Origin of the sequence: Chryseobacterium tongliaonense, assembly GCF_041224435.1 — a bacterium.
GTDB lineage: Bacteria > Bacteroidota > Bacteroidia > Flavobacteriales > Weeksellaceae > Chryseobacterium > Chryseobacterium tongliaoense.
Genome location: NZ_JBGFFD010000002.1, coordinates 140,964 through 153,692, shown reverse-complemented (window position 1 = coordinate 153,692; position 12,729 = coordinate 140,964). Strand labels below are relative to the sequence as shown.

The following is a 12,729-nucleotide window of genomic DNA, read 5'->3' as shown; positions in this document are numbered from 1 at the left end:
TTGTTTTGTGATTCAAATCACAGTTATTTTGTGATTTTAACCCTTTCTTTTTTTTTGAAATTATTATTTTTTTGTTCGAACACTATTTCGAAAGAATCATATCGCAATTTTACTCGCGATTAAAGTACCGTTTTAAAATAAAGATTATGATAAAAAGCAAAACATTATTAAGCGTGTTTTACACAAGTCTTCTTTTCTTTCCATTGAGTTGTACAACAGATTATGGTTCCGGGACAGAACCTACACAAACTAAATCGGCAAAAGTTATTGGTTACTTGTCTTCAGACAATTTTAGTAAAATCGGATCTATACAATTTTGTAAACTCACTCACTTAAACCTTGCGTTTGCGAATCCAAATGCTGATGGCAGTATTCATTTCCAGGGAAGTATAGATGCTGTCATTCAATATGTAAAATCTGTAAATCCGAATATTAAGATAAGTATATCTCTTGCGGGAGGTGCTATTACTCAAGAACAGGCTACAAACTGGTCTTTATACATTGATAATTCTTCAAACAGACCTATATTAATTCGCAACATCGTCGCTTTTGTAAACCGTTATCATTTAGATGGAGTAGATGTTGATCTGGAGTGGGATGCTGTGACATCTGGTTATAGCGGTTTTATTTTAGAGCTAAAAACGGCTCTTGCAAAAAATGATAAACTATTGACCGCTGCTTTACCTAATAATTTTCGTTTTCAAAACATTAGTGATCCCGCACTTAATGCATTCGATTTTATAAACATTATGTCTTATGACAGTACCGGGCCATGGACACCTAATCAGCCAGGACAACACAGTTCAATTTTAAATGCTCAAAATGGAGTAGATTTTTGGCATCAACAACAGCATATTCCAACAAGCAAATTAACGTTGGGAGTGCCTTTTTACGGATATAATTTTGTTGACTCACCTGTTTCAAGTTCTACGTTTGGACAGATTGTTGAGTCTGGAGTTCAACATGCTGATCTTGATCAAGTAGGACAGCTTTATTATAATGGAAGACCTACCATTTCTAAAAAAGTTGAATATGCATCTCAAAATACTGGTGGAATTATGATTTGGGAGATTTCACAAGATTCTTTTAGCACGTATTCATTATTAGATGTTATTCATAAAAAATATTCTAGTCTAGGATATACAACGACAGGTCTTTGTGGAAACTAAAAAGTTAAATTAATAAAATAGACTGTTGAACTGATGAGTTTAAAACTCTTGCGTTTAATCCTGTTAAAAAAACTACAAATCATTGAGTTGATAGTGATTAATTAAATTGTATTTCATTACATAGACTTGGGCAATCTCACCATCAAGTTTCGTTTTCTTACAATTTTTGTAGTACTCAGGATATTAATATTGCTTATTACTAATGATTACACATTATGAAGATTGTATCCCTAGACCACCCCAGTAGAGTATTATTTGTGGAATCATTGGATTATAATAATCCTTATGATTTTACTAAAATACATAAACATGACTATTTCGAGATCCTTTTCATACAAAAAGGAGGGGGCTCTCAATTAATAGATGATCAAAATTTTAATCTGGAAGATCGTTCCATATTTGTTATACATCCCGGGCAAGTTCATTTATTGAATAGGGAGACTGCAGAAGGACGGATCATTCAGTTTGGGAAAGATATATTTGCTCATCTATTTCCTGTGGAGTTCCATCATCTTTTGTTTAAGCAACCTAAAATTGTGGTTTCAGAAATGGATTTTTTTCATTTGTATTCTTTGACAGAACATATCAGTAAAATTATGAAGCAAGATGAACCTTCTAGTTTAGCGATCTTCAAATCTTACAGTTATCTCCAGATTATCTTAATACATCTGATTGAAAAACATTGCGTAATGCAAACAAAAAATAGCAGTTTGGCAACACGCTTTTTAGAACTGTTAAGCTTGCATATAAAAGATAAAAAAAATGTAGTGGATTACGCTACTATGTTGTATGTAAGCGCTGATACCTTAAACCAGCATTGTAAGTTAAATTTTGGAAAGACCCCATTGAATTTAATTAATGAAGAAGTGGTTAAAGAAACAAAAAGGTTAATGTTGTTGGGGACCCATTCCATTATAGAAATAGCATATGAATTGAATTTTAACAGTCCATCTAATTTTAGTTCTTTTATTAAAAAGAACACAGGAAAAACACCAAAACAATTGAATTTGGATATTAAAAATATAATATGACTATATAATTCGGTAAATTAATAAATCTGTTCGGTGAATTTGAAACTGTTATGGGGAAATTGAAAGTAATTTTGTTGTACTAAACTAAACAAGAGCGGGGCTATGAAAAAATAATTTGCCATTGATGATCTCTCCCTTACTATAGGGATTGAAATTGAGTAGAAGTAGTCGTGTACTAAAGCAGTTTATTCAATGCTGCTGACTAATATACTCATTTCAGAAACCAAAATAAAAATCTTTAACATGAAGTAGAAAAGTATGTTTTCAAGTGTTAACATGTGTAAAGAGAAATTACCGATCACATTTTGCCTTTTTATGCAATTAACTGGAGAAGATGACATAGTTGTAAGATTGTAAGCAGTAGATTTTTAGATTAAGTTAAACACGAGACGGGATCATCCCGTCTTTTTAGTTTAATGTTCTTTTCAGAGAATTCGTCAAATATGTAAATCTGCTCGTCAAATTTAAAACTATACTAGAAAAAGTAATTGTAGTTTCGTTATAAATCCATTGTCTTGAATATCATACTGTTGGATTGCTATTTTAAAGTTTCATTTTTCAATAGTAATAAGGAGCTAAGAAATAATTTCTAATCTTCACGTAAGCTTTTGTATGTAAAAATTTAATTAAACTTATTTTACCCATGAAAAAAATTCTATTTTATTTCTTTTTACTTGCCGTCAATGTTGTTAATGCGCAGAATAACAATTGTTCTGGAGCTGTAGCACTTACATTAGGAACTAATTTTGCTACTGGAGCAATTACTTCTACTAATGTTGCTGCTACTACTGATGGCTCTGTACCTTCTTGCCAGACTGATGCATCAGAAAATGTTTGGTTTTCAGTAGTTGTTCCTCCAAGTGGAAAATTGACAGTTGAGACCCGACAACAGACAGGTTCTTTATTTGATGATTCCGTACTTACCGTTTATAGTGGTGCTTGCGGTTCTTTAACACAAATTGGTTGCGATGATGATGATGGGCAGGGTGCTTTTTCATTAGTTTCTTTAACAGGTCAGACCCCAGGAGCTACTTTGTACATTAGTGTATGGAAATATGATTCAAGTATTGATAGTGGCCAGTTTAGAGTTTCCGCTTATGACCCTTTTCCCGTAGCCAATGATAATTGTACACAAGCAGTATCATTAACAGTAGGAACGGATTTTACTACCAGTGCCATTACAGCAACTAATGTTGGCGCTACGACCGATGGTTCAGCTCCTTCTTGCAGAGCTGCAGCTGTTGATAATGTTTGGTTTAAGGTCATTGTTCCTGCAAGTGGAAATTTGAAAATAGAAACACGAGAAGCTGTCAATTCTTTATTTGATGACTCTGTTATTACAGTGTATAGTGGTACTTGCGGATCTTTAACACAAATTGCATGTAATGACGATGGAAATCTGATAGATTCTTTTTCATTAGTTTCTTTAACAGGTCAGACCCCAGGTACCACATTATATGTAAGTGTATGGAAATACAGTAGTGTCCTAACTGATAATGGTGAGTTTCAGATTTCAGCTTTTGATAATAGCGTATTATCTACAAATGAAGTTTCCGTTCATCAAGAAAAAATTGACGCATTCCCTAATCCATTTATTGATCAACTAACCATCTCTCATATTGATCGCGTGAAATCTATTTCTATTACTGATGTCTCTGGGAGGCTAGTTAAGCAAATTAAACAGCTTATATCTCCGCTATATTTAGGTGACTTACAACATGGTATTTATTATATTACACTAAAAATGAATGATGGAAGTACAAGGACTATTAAAACCATAAAAAAATAATTATTCTTTATTATAATTCTCTAAGATATTGATTCTTGAAACCATGAAGATGAAAATGTGGCAAAGAGTTCTCAGCATATGAGACTCTTTGTTTTTATTATCAAATGATTTAGAGGTATTGATTTAGAAAAAATAAGCTAATAATTCGGTAAATAAATAAATCTGTTCCGGGAATTTGAAATTGTAATAAAAAAATGACCATTAATTTAGCTAGGTAATTAAGATATTCATATGAGAGGACCTATCAGACAGTATGTATAGAGTAAGTTTATGTCAGAGTTATTATATAACAAGTGGTTTATCGTCTCCTGTCAATTTCAACTAATCCACTACTTGTAAAGCCGATGTCAAAATCGGCACATAACAACCACAGATGTAGGATTTCATACTTACTGTCGATAGTTTTTTTAATTGGTATATAAATAGAGAAAAGTAAATAGATTATTAAGATATATTAATTGTAGGTTTCATCCTGTATTTATATCCAAGCAAAAAATAAAAATTTCCCTTTATAGTAATACGGGCAAATTATATTCTTATAAACAAATCTTAACGGATCTAATAGAAGGCCGTATTTTTTGATTAAATACTTAGAGTATAAATTGGAAAGCTATAAAGAAGAAATTCTTATAATTTTTTTTATTAGTCATGAGACGGGTTTTATCCCGTCTTTTGTTTTTAAAGTATTAGCAAAAAGACATCTATTTCCAATTTGAAAATGTAATATAATTAAATAATTCTGCGAATTTGTAAATCTGTCCGGGTAATTTGAAATATTATGTAAAAGAAAGCCTCTAAATTAGCATTATAAATAGGTAATATATGAGAAAAATAATCTACTTCCTTACTGTTGTTTTAGTTCCGAATTTGATTTTGGCTCAACTTCAGAATTTAAACTTTGAACAATGGGATAATCTTATTGATGTAAATGCAGGTGGTTTTGATAATCGTCCCACGGGTTGGATTCGGTCTAATTCAACTGCGATTCATCCTTCACAGATGTTTAATTTTCCACCAACTGCTGACGCTCATTCGGGCAATTATGCACTGAAATTGGGAGTATGGTATACGAATGATAAAGATGCGGCCATTCAAACTGCCAATATCAATTACCGACCTACCGCTTTAAAAGGATATTATAAATATGAGCATAATATAATACATAGTCAGAATGGAGCTATAGTAAACGATATTGCAGTAGTTACGATTTTACTTACTAAAAACGTAAATAATCAAACGATTACAATAGGAAGCGGAACCATTAATTTATCAGGAACTAATAGCTATACGGAATTTACTGTACCTGTGACTTATCTAAGTAATGATATTCCTAATAACGTAACTATTACATTAGATCCCTCACTTGTTAGACGAGATCCTAATGTAGAATATATTTATCAAGCAGGAGATGGAACGACTTCCTATTTTACAGTTGATAATCTTTCTTTGACAACAACTTCATTGGGAGTTCATGAGAATGAGTTGAAAAATTCCATCGTAGTGTATCCTAATCCTGTTGATGACTATATCCATATTGCAAATTATAAAGGAAGCATTTCTATATATGACATTACAGGGAAACTGGTACAATCTAATAAAGAGGTAGTTGATGGAGTGGTTGCCATTGCCTTTTTAGTACCTGGTCCATACATCCTCAAATTGAATGATGGAATTAAAAACCAAACTGTAAAGTTTGTTAAGAAATAGTTTCCTTTGGACTTTGATTAGTAGGGCGGGTACATCCCGCCCTTTTATTGCAAGGATTAGCAAATTTTTTAGCTAAAAAAACAAAAATTGATAAAAATGAAATTAATTTTGTATTGTGTACTGATGATGTTTGGTTTGATTGCAGTTGCCGTTATTTTGTTGGAAGTAGTTTTTACAACTGATACGGGGCTGAAATCGATCAATAATGATGCGCCAGTAAAGATCTGTCAGGAAATAACAATACATGCTCCTTCACAAAAAGTGTATCAGATGATCAGTGATATTAATCATTGGGAAGAATTGAACAATGATGTTATCGACCCAAAACTAAATGGTTCATTCGAAGAAGGGAATAGTTTTGACTGGAAAAATGAAGGGGTAAGTATGCATTCAATCATTAGCAATATAATTCCAGGAAAGAAGATTGGATGGTGTAGTAAAGCCTGTGGAGTATTTGCTATTAATAGTTGGTCGTTTACTTCATATGGAGATTATACTACTATAAAAGTGGAAGAAAGTACGGAGGGATGGTTGGTTTTCCTAAGGTGCAGTAAATTTCAGAAAGACTCGGAGAGATCTACACGCATATGGTTGAAAAATTTAAAAACCGAAGCTGAAAAAACACGGGCAGAGGGCTATAAAAAATCATCGACGAAGTAGACAAATATTCTCATGCAATAACTTGTATTTTGTAATGGAATCTGACTAATAAATAATATATCATGAATAAATTTAGACAGCATATAGAGCAAATCACTCCGTTAACTGATGAAGAATTTGACTATATTTCTTCTATGTTCACAACTAAGAAACTTCGTAAACATCAATATCTTGTGCAGGAAGATCATGAAGTTGCCAATGATTATTGGGTAATTAAGGGATTACTTAAGGCATATCACATCAATGAAGATGGAAAAATGCATATCCTACAGTTTGCAATGGAAGATTGGTGGATATCCGACTATCAGGCTTACAATAATAAAACACTTGCTACTATTGCTATAGATTGTATAGAAGATTCAGAGCTTCTTGTAATTTCACGAGAGAATAAAGAAAAACTATGTAGTGAAATGCACACTATTGCCAACTTTTTTAGGAAAAAATCTAATATTGGCTATGTTGCTCTTCAACAACGTATTTTGATGTTACTGGAGAAAAATCCACAGGAGCGATATAATAGATTGTATCAGCTCACTCCTCAACTTTTACAGAGGCTTCCTAAAACTTTACTTGCGGCATACTTAGGTGTATCAAGGGAGACCTTAAGTCGCTTAAGTCACCCTTAGTGTGATTGAATTCACATGTATTTTGTGAGTTTTCTCCTTTTCCTCCTCTTTAAATAATCCCAATTTTGTGTATCAATAAACAGAGATATGATACATAAAAGAGGGAATATTATTCTTATTGCCGAATACCAAATAAAAGCAAATAAACTTTCTGAAGTATTAAACTTTTTAAAGCAAGTTGCTGAATTTACAGTTCAGGAACCTGGTTGTCTTCAATATACAGCGTATCAATCTGCTGAAGACCCTGAAAGAATTATACTTTATGAAATTTATAAAGATGACGATGCTCTGGAGCAGCATCGTCAAAGTGATTACTTTAAACAAATAGTTCTTTTACAAATTATTCCGCTTCTGGGATCAAGAAAAGTTTCCTTATTTACTCCAATACTGTGATCTTTTCTGTAATGCTTATTTGAAACAAAAGCTAAACTATGTATTTCCTCTTGTTTGTTGAACGATAATATAGTGAGCAAATAAATAAACAGAACAAATATAAAAATCAAATATGCTAAACTTTGAATATTATAATCCAACCCATCTTGTTTTTGGGAGGGGACAAATGGCAAAACTTCCAGATCTGATTCCTATAAATGCAAAAATCATTCTTGTATATGGCGGTGGCAGTATATTTAATAATGGTATTTACCAGCAGGTTGTTGATTCTTTGAGTAATTATGAGATTACAGAGTTTGGGGGTATAGAGCCAAATCCGCATTATGAAACCTTGCTTAAGGCAGTAAAGATTATTAGGGACAAAAATATTGATTTTATTTTAGCTGTAGGTGGAGGGTCTGTAATAGATGGTGCAAAATTTATCTCAGCGGCAGCTACGTATGACGGAGATTCGTTAGATATTCTCAAAGGACAGGATAAAATAAAAAACAAGGTAATTCCTCTGGGTACGGTACTTACCCTTCCAGCAACGGGAAGTGAAATGAATTCAGGTTCAGTCATTACTATTGAGGCTACTGATGAAAAATTATTTTTTGATGATCCTGCTGTTTTTCCACAGTTTTCGATTTGTGATCCCCAGGTGATTGCTTCGTTACCGGAGCGACAACTTCAGAACGGTGTGGTCGATGCTTTTACCCATGTGATGGAACAGTATCTTACCTATCCTTCAAATGCCTTTTTACAGGATAGAATTGCAGAGGGAATATTGCAGACACTCATCGAAGTTGGGCCAGAGGTGGTTAAAAGACCAACTGATTATACTCTTGCTTCAAACTTCATGTGGAGTTGCACTATGGCACTAAACGGATTAATTCAAAAGGGGGTTCCTGCAGATTGGGTAACGCATCTAATAGGGCATGAACTAACAGCATTGTATGGGATAGATCATGCAAGAACCTTAGCCGTTATAGCTCCAAGTCTATATAAGGTAATGTTTGAAAGTAAAAAACAAAAATTAGCTCAGTATGGAAGAAGAGTTTGGGGAATCGACAATTTGGATGAAGAGATCGTTGCAAAGCTAGCTATAAACAAAACGATAGAGTTTCTTCATACAATGGGAATGGAGACCGGATTATCGTATTATACTGATGATTATAAAAATACAGCCAGTCTTATTGTGAATCGTTTTGAACAACGAGGATGGACTGCACTAGGTGAATTACAGAATGTAACACCAGATAAAGTAAAAGAAATTATTGAATTGAGTTACTAGACTTTCTTCAGACTATAAAATAAAAAATCGATCAGGAGCAATAATGTGTTCTGGTCTTAAACCAATAAAATAAACAATAATGAAAATTTTTTTAACAGGTGCTAACGGATATATAGGGAGTTCAATAGGTAAAGTACTGGTTGATCAGGGACATATTGTGTATGGCTTAATCCGTGATGCTTCAAAATCAGGAGAGGTAAGAGGTCTTGGGATTATTCCGGTAGTAGGGTCTCTTGAAGATAGTGGTCTGCTCACTGAATATGCTGAAAAATCGGATGCTGTCATTCATGCTGCTGATTCTGAGCATTTGAAAAGTGTGGAAACCATTTTAGATGCATTGGAAGGAAGTGGGAAGCCGTTTATACATACCTCAGGATCTAGTGTAGTTGCTGATGATGTTTTGGGAGATTTTGAAAATCCTAAAGTATTTGATGAGATCAGCGAGTTTTCTCCGTTGGAAGCAAGAGAGCAGGGTGTAGTTATTAACCAGATCATGAAGCATGCTGGGCTGAAAGAAACATCAGAACTGTAGTGGTCGTTCCCTCAATGATTTATGGCGATAGTTTAGGTCTTGATGTCGAAAGTGTTCAATTACCAGTGGTATATCGTAAGTCAATTGAGAAAGGAAAAGGAATTTATATCGGAAAAGGAATTAACAGATGGTCTAATGTTCATATTGCTGATGTAGCTGATTTGTACCTTTTAGCTTTAGATCATGCCCCTGCAGGCTCCTATTTTTATGTAGAAAATGGTGAGGAATCATTTAAAGATCTTGCAGGTTATATCAGTAAGGCGTTAGGTTATGGTGGAGAAACGGAAAGTTGGAATGCTGAAGAGGCTCTTGCCGAAATAGGTGGTCTTGCACGTTATGCGTTAGGCTCTAACAGTAGGGTGAAAGCGGTCAACGCACGTGATATTTTGGGTTGGAATCCTAAAAGAGAATCTGTTTCAGAATGGATATCAAAAAATAAATATGCTACCATTAAATAGTATTCAATGCATTTTTATAATTAAGAAAAGAAACGGGCAGGATATTTCCTGCCTTCTTTTAAGGTAATCATCTATCATTTACATTTAATAGCATTATAACTATAATCAAAAAGGTTTAACCTATGAAAAAAATAATTTTAGCAGCGGTAGTTTATTTTGTACCGCAGACCAGTGTTTTTGTTTCTGCCCAGTCAAAAACAAAAGCGGACATTGAAATAGTATCCACTTTTACTGATGAGCGTCCAAGTAATATAGCTATTTCCCCTGAAGGTAGAATATTTGTTACGATGAGTGCTGAAGGAAAAACTGAGTTTCTGGTCAGAGAAATTCTTCCGGATGGTAAAATAATTAATTTCCCGGACGAAGAATGGATTAAAAGACCTGTAGGAAATTCAATTAAGGGAATTAATTCAGCGATTGGTATCCAAGTATCTTCAGATAATATCCTTTGGGTATTGGATATGGGGAATGCTAGTGCAAATCCTAAACAAGCTCCAAAGCTAATCGGCTGGGATATCAAAAGCAGAAAGTTGGTTCATGTATATCCATTACCGGATGCGGTGCTTCGGCCATCCTCATTTTTACAAGACTTTGTAATTGATGAGAAACATCATACTGCAGTTATTGCTGATATGACTATGGGAGGAATGATTCTTCCTGCAACCCCGGCATTTGTTGTGGTTGATTTAAAAACAGGTTACAGCAGAAGGGTTTTAGAGAATCATACGTCATTTCAGCCTGTAGATGAACCTGTGATAGTGAATGGAAGGGCACTAAGTCATCAGTTTGCAGATGGTAAAAAATATGAACCAAGATATCCTCTTAATCCTATTTCGATTGATCCGGAAAGAAACTGGATTTACTATGGGGCACTTGGAGGAGAAAAGATTTATCGTATTGAAGCAGATGCTGTTGCTAATGAAGAACTTCAAAGTACAGACCTGGAAAAGAGAGTTGAATATTATGCTCCAAAGCCTAAATCAGATGGCTTCAAAGTTGGTTCTCACGGACAGATCTATGTAACTGATGTAGAACATAATGCAATTGGCGTTTCTACTCCTGGTAAATATACAATCCTTGCTCAGGACAATACATTATTTTCATGGCCGGATGGTGTAGCCATATCACTAAACGGTTATGTTTATGTCGTATCTGATCAGCTTCAAAATAAACCATGGTGGAACAATAACCAGAATGTTAGCAAACCTCCTTATTATGTACTTCGGATCAAAATACAATAATACTGATTTACACGTGACCGTATTTTAAAACAAACAAAAAATATTTTAGGATGAATAATAAGATAGCATATTGGGGGTATATTCTCGCGTTTACAATGATTCTATGCATTCCAGCATGTCTCAAGGCTCAAAATGTAGACAGTGAAAATGTCATAAATAAGATGAATAAAGACTCACTGGACCTGGTGAAGCAAATCAGTAAAGATTCATTAAAGTTATTGGAGTTAGAAAGCAAACTTACTTTAAAAAGTCAAAATAAAGAAAGAGCAAGTATAGAAGCTCAACGTCTTGCCGATCAAAATAGCGAATTAGCTAAAAAGTTAAGCCAAAATCCTCAAGACAAAAAGTTGGCGCGAAAGGTAGATCATCTATCCAGTGATGTCAGGGGTAGTTCTAAAGATGCAAGAAATGCAAAGAACGAACTCAATAATTTGAATGATGATATTAAGTTGCTTAAAGAGCGTATTCTAAAAGGGAAGGGAAAACTAGAAAAATATAAAATTTCTCCTGTAGTTATCCCTTAACTCTACTAGAGTAATCATAATATAAAATGGTTTATAGTAAGGATATATGGAAAATATGGTATTAAAAAGGAGACAAATCCTGATCATGGCGGCTACCTGTGGGATATGTATTGCCAATGTGTATTACAACCAGCCGTTGCTTCCGGATATTGCAAAAGATATTGGGATTTCAAATAAAGAGGTTGGTCTTATTTCAGTTTTTTCTCAAGTGGGATATGGACTGGGATTGTTTTTTATAACGCCACTAGGAGATAAAATTGATCGTAAAAAATTAATTTTAGCTTTACAGGGACTGCTCTTTGTTTCCCTTATCGGAATAGCCGCCGCCCATACTTTAGCACAGCTTTATCTTTATAGTTTCACCATCGGGCTGTTTGCTATAGTTGCACAGGTTATTTTACCGATGGCTGCAAGTATGGTATCGGAAAACCGAGGCAAAATTGTAGGCCAGATATTCACAGGCTTGCTAATCGGAGTTTTATCTGCGAGGGTTTTCAGTGGTTTTATTGGAGAGTGGTTTAAATGGAGATGTGTGTATGTTATTTCCTCAGCAATGGTTCTAGCCTCTGCATTGTGTATCCAGTTCAACTTTGCTTCTTTAAAGGGGAGTTATAAAAAAAGTTACTTTAATTTACTGAAATCAACAGTCTATCAATTAAAGAGATTTTCAATGCTCCGACGAACTTCCTTGACCGGCGCCTTGATTTTTGGAACTTTGAGTTCATTCTGGACCGTATTTACTTTCCATTTAAGTGAGAATCCTATGAATCTATCTAGTGATAAAATAGGATTGTTTGGTTTACTGGCTGTAGCAGGTGCTTTAATGGCACCCATCTTTGGGAAGAATTCTGATAAAAATAATCGTATTGTACTATCTCTCGTTTTTGCGGTAATACTCATATTGATCAGTGAACTTCTTTTTATATTTTTTCCATTTTCAATCTGGATATTAGCTATTGGTGTTTTATTGTTAGATTTAGGTGTTCAGGCAGCACAAGTAACCAATATATCACTAATTTATACATTCGACGATAAGGCGGGAAGTCGAATTAATACTGTATATATGACCTCTTACTTTTTGGGAGGTTCATTAGGTGGCTATCTAGCGTTGTTATCCTATCAATATGGTGGATGGTCAGCAGTAATTGTACAAATGTTATTGCTAAGCATGCTTGCATTATTTACCATTTTATATAGAAGAGAAAGAGTATAACCACTAATTATACGGGTGTCAAAAACTAAAATAAAGGATTGTTTACAACTTTATTTTGTGCGTGTAATCACACAGCTGTACATCGACTTTGAGTTAATTTTGTAGAGTTATTT

13 protein-coding genes are annotated in these 12,729 nt (G+C 34.1%); all 13 read left to right on the top strand.

Annotation, left to right across the window (positions count from 1 at the left end; all coding sequences use genetic code 11):
• The first annotated feature begins 146 nt into the window (after positions 1 to 146).
• The 13 genes from AB8P06_RS05040 to AB8P06_RS04980 all read left to right on the top strand — a co-directional run bounded on the left by AB8P06_RS05040 (position 147) and on the right by AB8P06_RS04980 (position 12,616).
• Positions 147 to 1,169, top strand: a complete 1,023-nt coding sequence (locus tag AB8P06_RS05040; RefSeq protein WP_369838749.1) for a glycosyl hydrolase family 18 protein — start codon at positions 147 to 149, stop codon at positions 1,167 to 1,169.
• A 215-nt stretch (positions 1,170 to 1,384) separates the two neighbouring features.
• A complete protein-coding gene (locus AB8P06_RS05035; protein WP_369838746.1) occupies positions 1,385 to 2,200 on the top strand; it encodes a helix-turn-helix domain-containing protein in 816 nt (271 codons plus the stop codon).
• Between the two features lie 643 nt (positions 2,201 to 2,843).
• Positions 2,844 to 3,989, top strand: a complete 1,146-nt coding sequence (locus AB8P06_RS05030) for a T9SS type A sorting domain-containing protein (RefSeq protein ID WP_369838743.1) — start codon at positions 2,844 to 2,846, stop codon at positions 3,987 to 3,989.
• A gap of 822 nt (positions 3,990 to 4,811) precedes the next feature.
• Positions 4,812 to 5,696 carry a T9SS type A sorting domain-containing protein gene (locus tag AB8P06_RS05025; protein WP_369838740.1) on the top strand — a complete coding sequence of 295 codons (885 nt, stop codon included), beginning with the start codon at positions 4,812 to 4,814 and terminating at the stop codon, positions 5,694 to 5,696.
• Between the two features lie 96 nt (positions 5,697 to 5,792).
• On the top strand, positions 5,793 to 6,356 hold the full coding sequence (locus AB8P06_RS05020) for an SRPBCC family protein (protein ID WP_369838737.1): 564 nt from the start codon (positions 5,793 to 5,795) through the stop codon (positions 6,354 to 6,356).
• Between the two features lie 62 nt (positions 6,357 to 6,418).
• The gene (locus AB8P06_RS05015) at positions 6,419 to 6,982 is read left to right on the top strand and encodes a Crp/Fnr family transcriptional regulator (RefSeq protein ID WP_369838734.1); all 564 of its coding nucleotides are present in this window, start codon (positions 6,419 to 6,421) and stop codon (positions 6,980 to 6,982) included.
• A gap of 87 nt (positions 6,983 to 7,069) precedes the next feature.
• Positions 7,070 to 7,375, top strand: a complete 306-nt coding sequence (locus AB8P06_RS05010) for a putative quinol monooxygenase (protein WP_369838731.1) — start codon at positions 7,070 to 7,072, stop codon at positions 7,373 to 7,375.
• A 112-nt stretch (positions 7,376 to 7,487) separates the two neighbouring features.
• Positions 7,488 to 8,648 carry an iron-containing alcohol dehydrogenase gene (locus AB8P06_RS05005; RefSeq protein ID WP_369838728.1) on the top strand — a complete coding sequence of 387 codons (1,161 nt, stop codon included), beginning with the start codon at positions 7,488 to 7,490 and terminating at the stop codon, positions 8,646 to 8,648.
• A 79-nt stretch (positions 8,649 to 8,727) separates the two neighbouring features.
• Positions 8,728 to 9,180: an NAD(P)H-binding protein gene (locus tag AB8P06_RS05000; RefSeq protein WP_369838725.1), complete on the top strand. Its 453-nt coding sequence runs from the start codon at positions 8,728 to 8,730 to the stop codon at positions 9,178 to 9,180.
• Positions 9,181 to 9,194: 14 nt separating this feature from the next.
• Positions 9,195 to 9,638 carry a Rossmann-fold NAD(P)-binding domain-containing protein gene (locus AB8P06_RS04995; RefSeq protein ID WP_369840031.1) on the top strand — a complete coding sequence of 148 codons (444 nt, stop codon included), beginning with the start codon at positions 9,195 to 9,197 and terminating at the stop codon, positions 9,636 to 9,638.
• 122 nt (positions 9,639 to 9,760) lie between these two features.
• The gene (locus AB8P06_RS04990) at positions 9,761 to 10,879 is read left to right on the top strand and encodes an L-dopachrome tautomerase-related protein (protein ID WP_369838722.1); all 1,119 of its coding nucleotides are present in this window, start codon (positions 9,761 to 9,763) and stop codon (positions 10,877 to 10,879) included.
• A 50-nt stretch (positions 10,880 to 10,929) separates the two neighbouring features.
• Positions 10,930 to 11,403, top strand: coding sequence for a hypothetical protein (locus AB8P06_RS04985; protein WP_369838720.1), 474 nt, complete (start codon positions 10,930 to 10,932; stop codon positions 11,401 to 11,403).
• Between the two features lie 46 nt (positions 11,404 to 11,449).
• A complete protein-coding gene (locus AB8P06_RS04980; RefSeq protein WP_369838717.1) occupies positions 11,450 to 12,616 on the top strand; it encodes an MFS transporter in 1,167 nt (388 codons plus the stop codon).
• Positions 12,617 to 12,729 lie beyond the last annotated feature (113 nt).

Excerpts from the sequence above, each read along its gene's own strand:
- AB8P06_RS04995 (WP_369840031.1), top strand. The coding sequence starts at position 9,195 with ATGATTTATGGCGATAGTTTAGGTCTTGATGTCGAAAGTGTTCAATTA.
- AB8P06_RS05020 (WP_369838737.1), top strand. The coding sequence starts at position 5,793 with ATGAAATTAATTTTGTATTGTGTACTGATGATGTTTGGTTTGATTGCA.
- AB8P06_RS05015 (WP_369838734.1), top strand. The coding sequence starts at position 6,419 with ATGAATAAATTTAGACAGCATATAGAGCAAATCACTCCGTTAACTGAT.
- AB8P06_RS05035 (WP_369838746.1), top strand. The coding sequence starts at position 1,385 with ATGAAGATTGTATCCCTAGACCACCCCAGTAGAGTATTATTTGTGGAA.
- AB8P06_RS05005 (WP_369838728.1), top strand. The coding sequence starts at position 7,488 with ATGCTAAACTTTGAATATTATAATCCAACCCATCTTGTTTTTGGGAGG.
- AB8P06_RS04985 (WP_369838720.1), top strand. The coding sequence starts at position 10,930 with ATGAATAATAAGATAGCATATTGGGGGTATATTCTCGCGTTTACAATG.
- AB8P06_RS04980 (WP_369838717.1), top strand. The coding sequence starts at position 11,450 with ATGGAAAATATGGTATTAAAAAGGAGACAAATCCTGATCATGGCGGCT.
- AB8P06_RS05000 (WP_369838725.1), top strand. The coding sequence starts at position 8,728 with ATGAAAATTTTTTTAACAGGTGCTAACGGATATATAGGGAGTTCAATA.
- AB8P06_RS05030 (WP_369838743.1), top strand. The coding sequence starts at position 2,844 with ATGAAAAAAATTCTATTTTATTTCTTTTTACTTGCCGTCAATGTTGTT.
- AB8P06_RS05040 (WP_369838749.1), top strand. The coding sequence starts at position 147 with ATGATAAAAAGCAAAACATTATTAAGCGTGTTTTACACAAGTCTTCTT.
- AB8P06_RS04990 (WP_369838722.1), top strand. The coding sequence starts at position 9,761 with ATGAAAAAAATAATTTTAGCAGCGGTAGTTTATTTTGTACCGCAGACC.
- AB8P06_RS05010 (WP_369838731.1), top strand. The coding sequence starts at position 7,070 with ATGATACATAAAAGAGGGAATATTATTCTTATTGCCGAATACCAAATA.
- AB8P06_RS05025 (WP_369838740.1), top strand. The coding sequence starts at position 4,812 with ATGAGAAAAATAATCTACTTCCTTACTGTTGTTTTAGTTCCGAATTTG.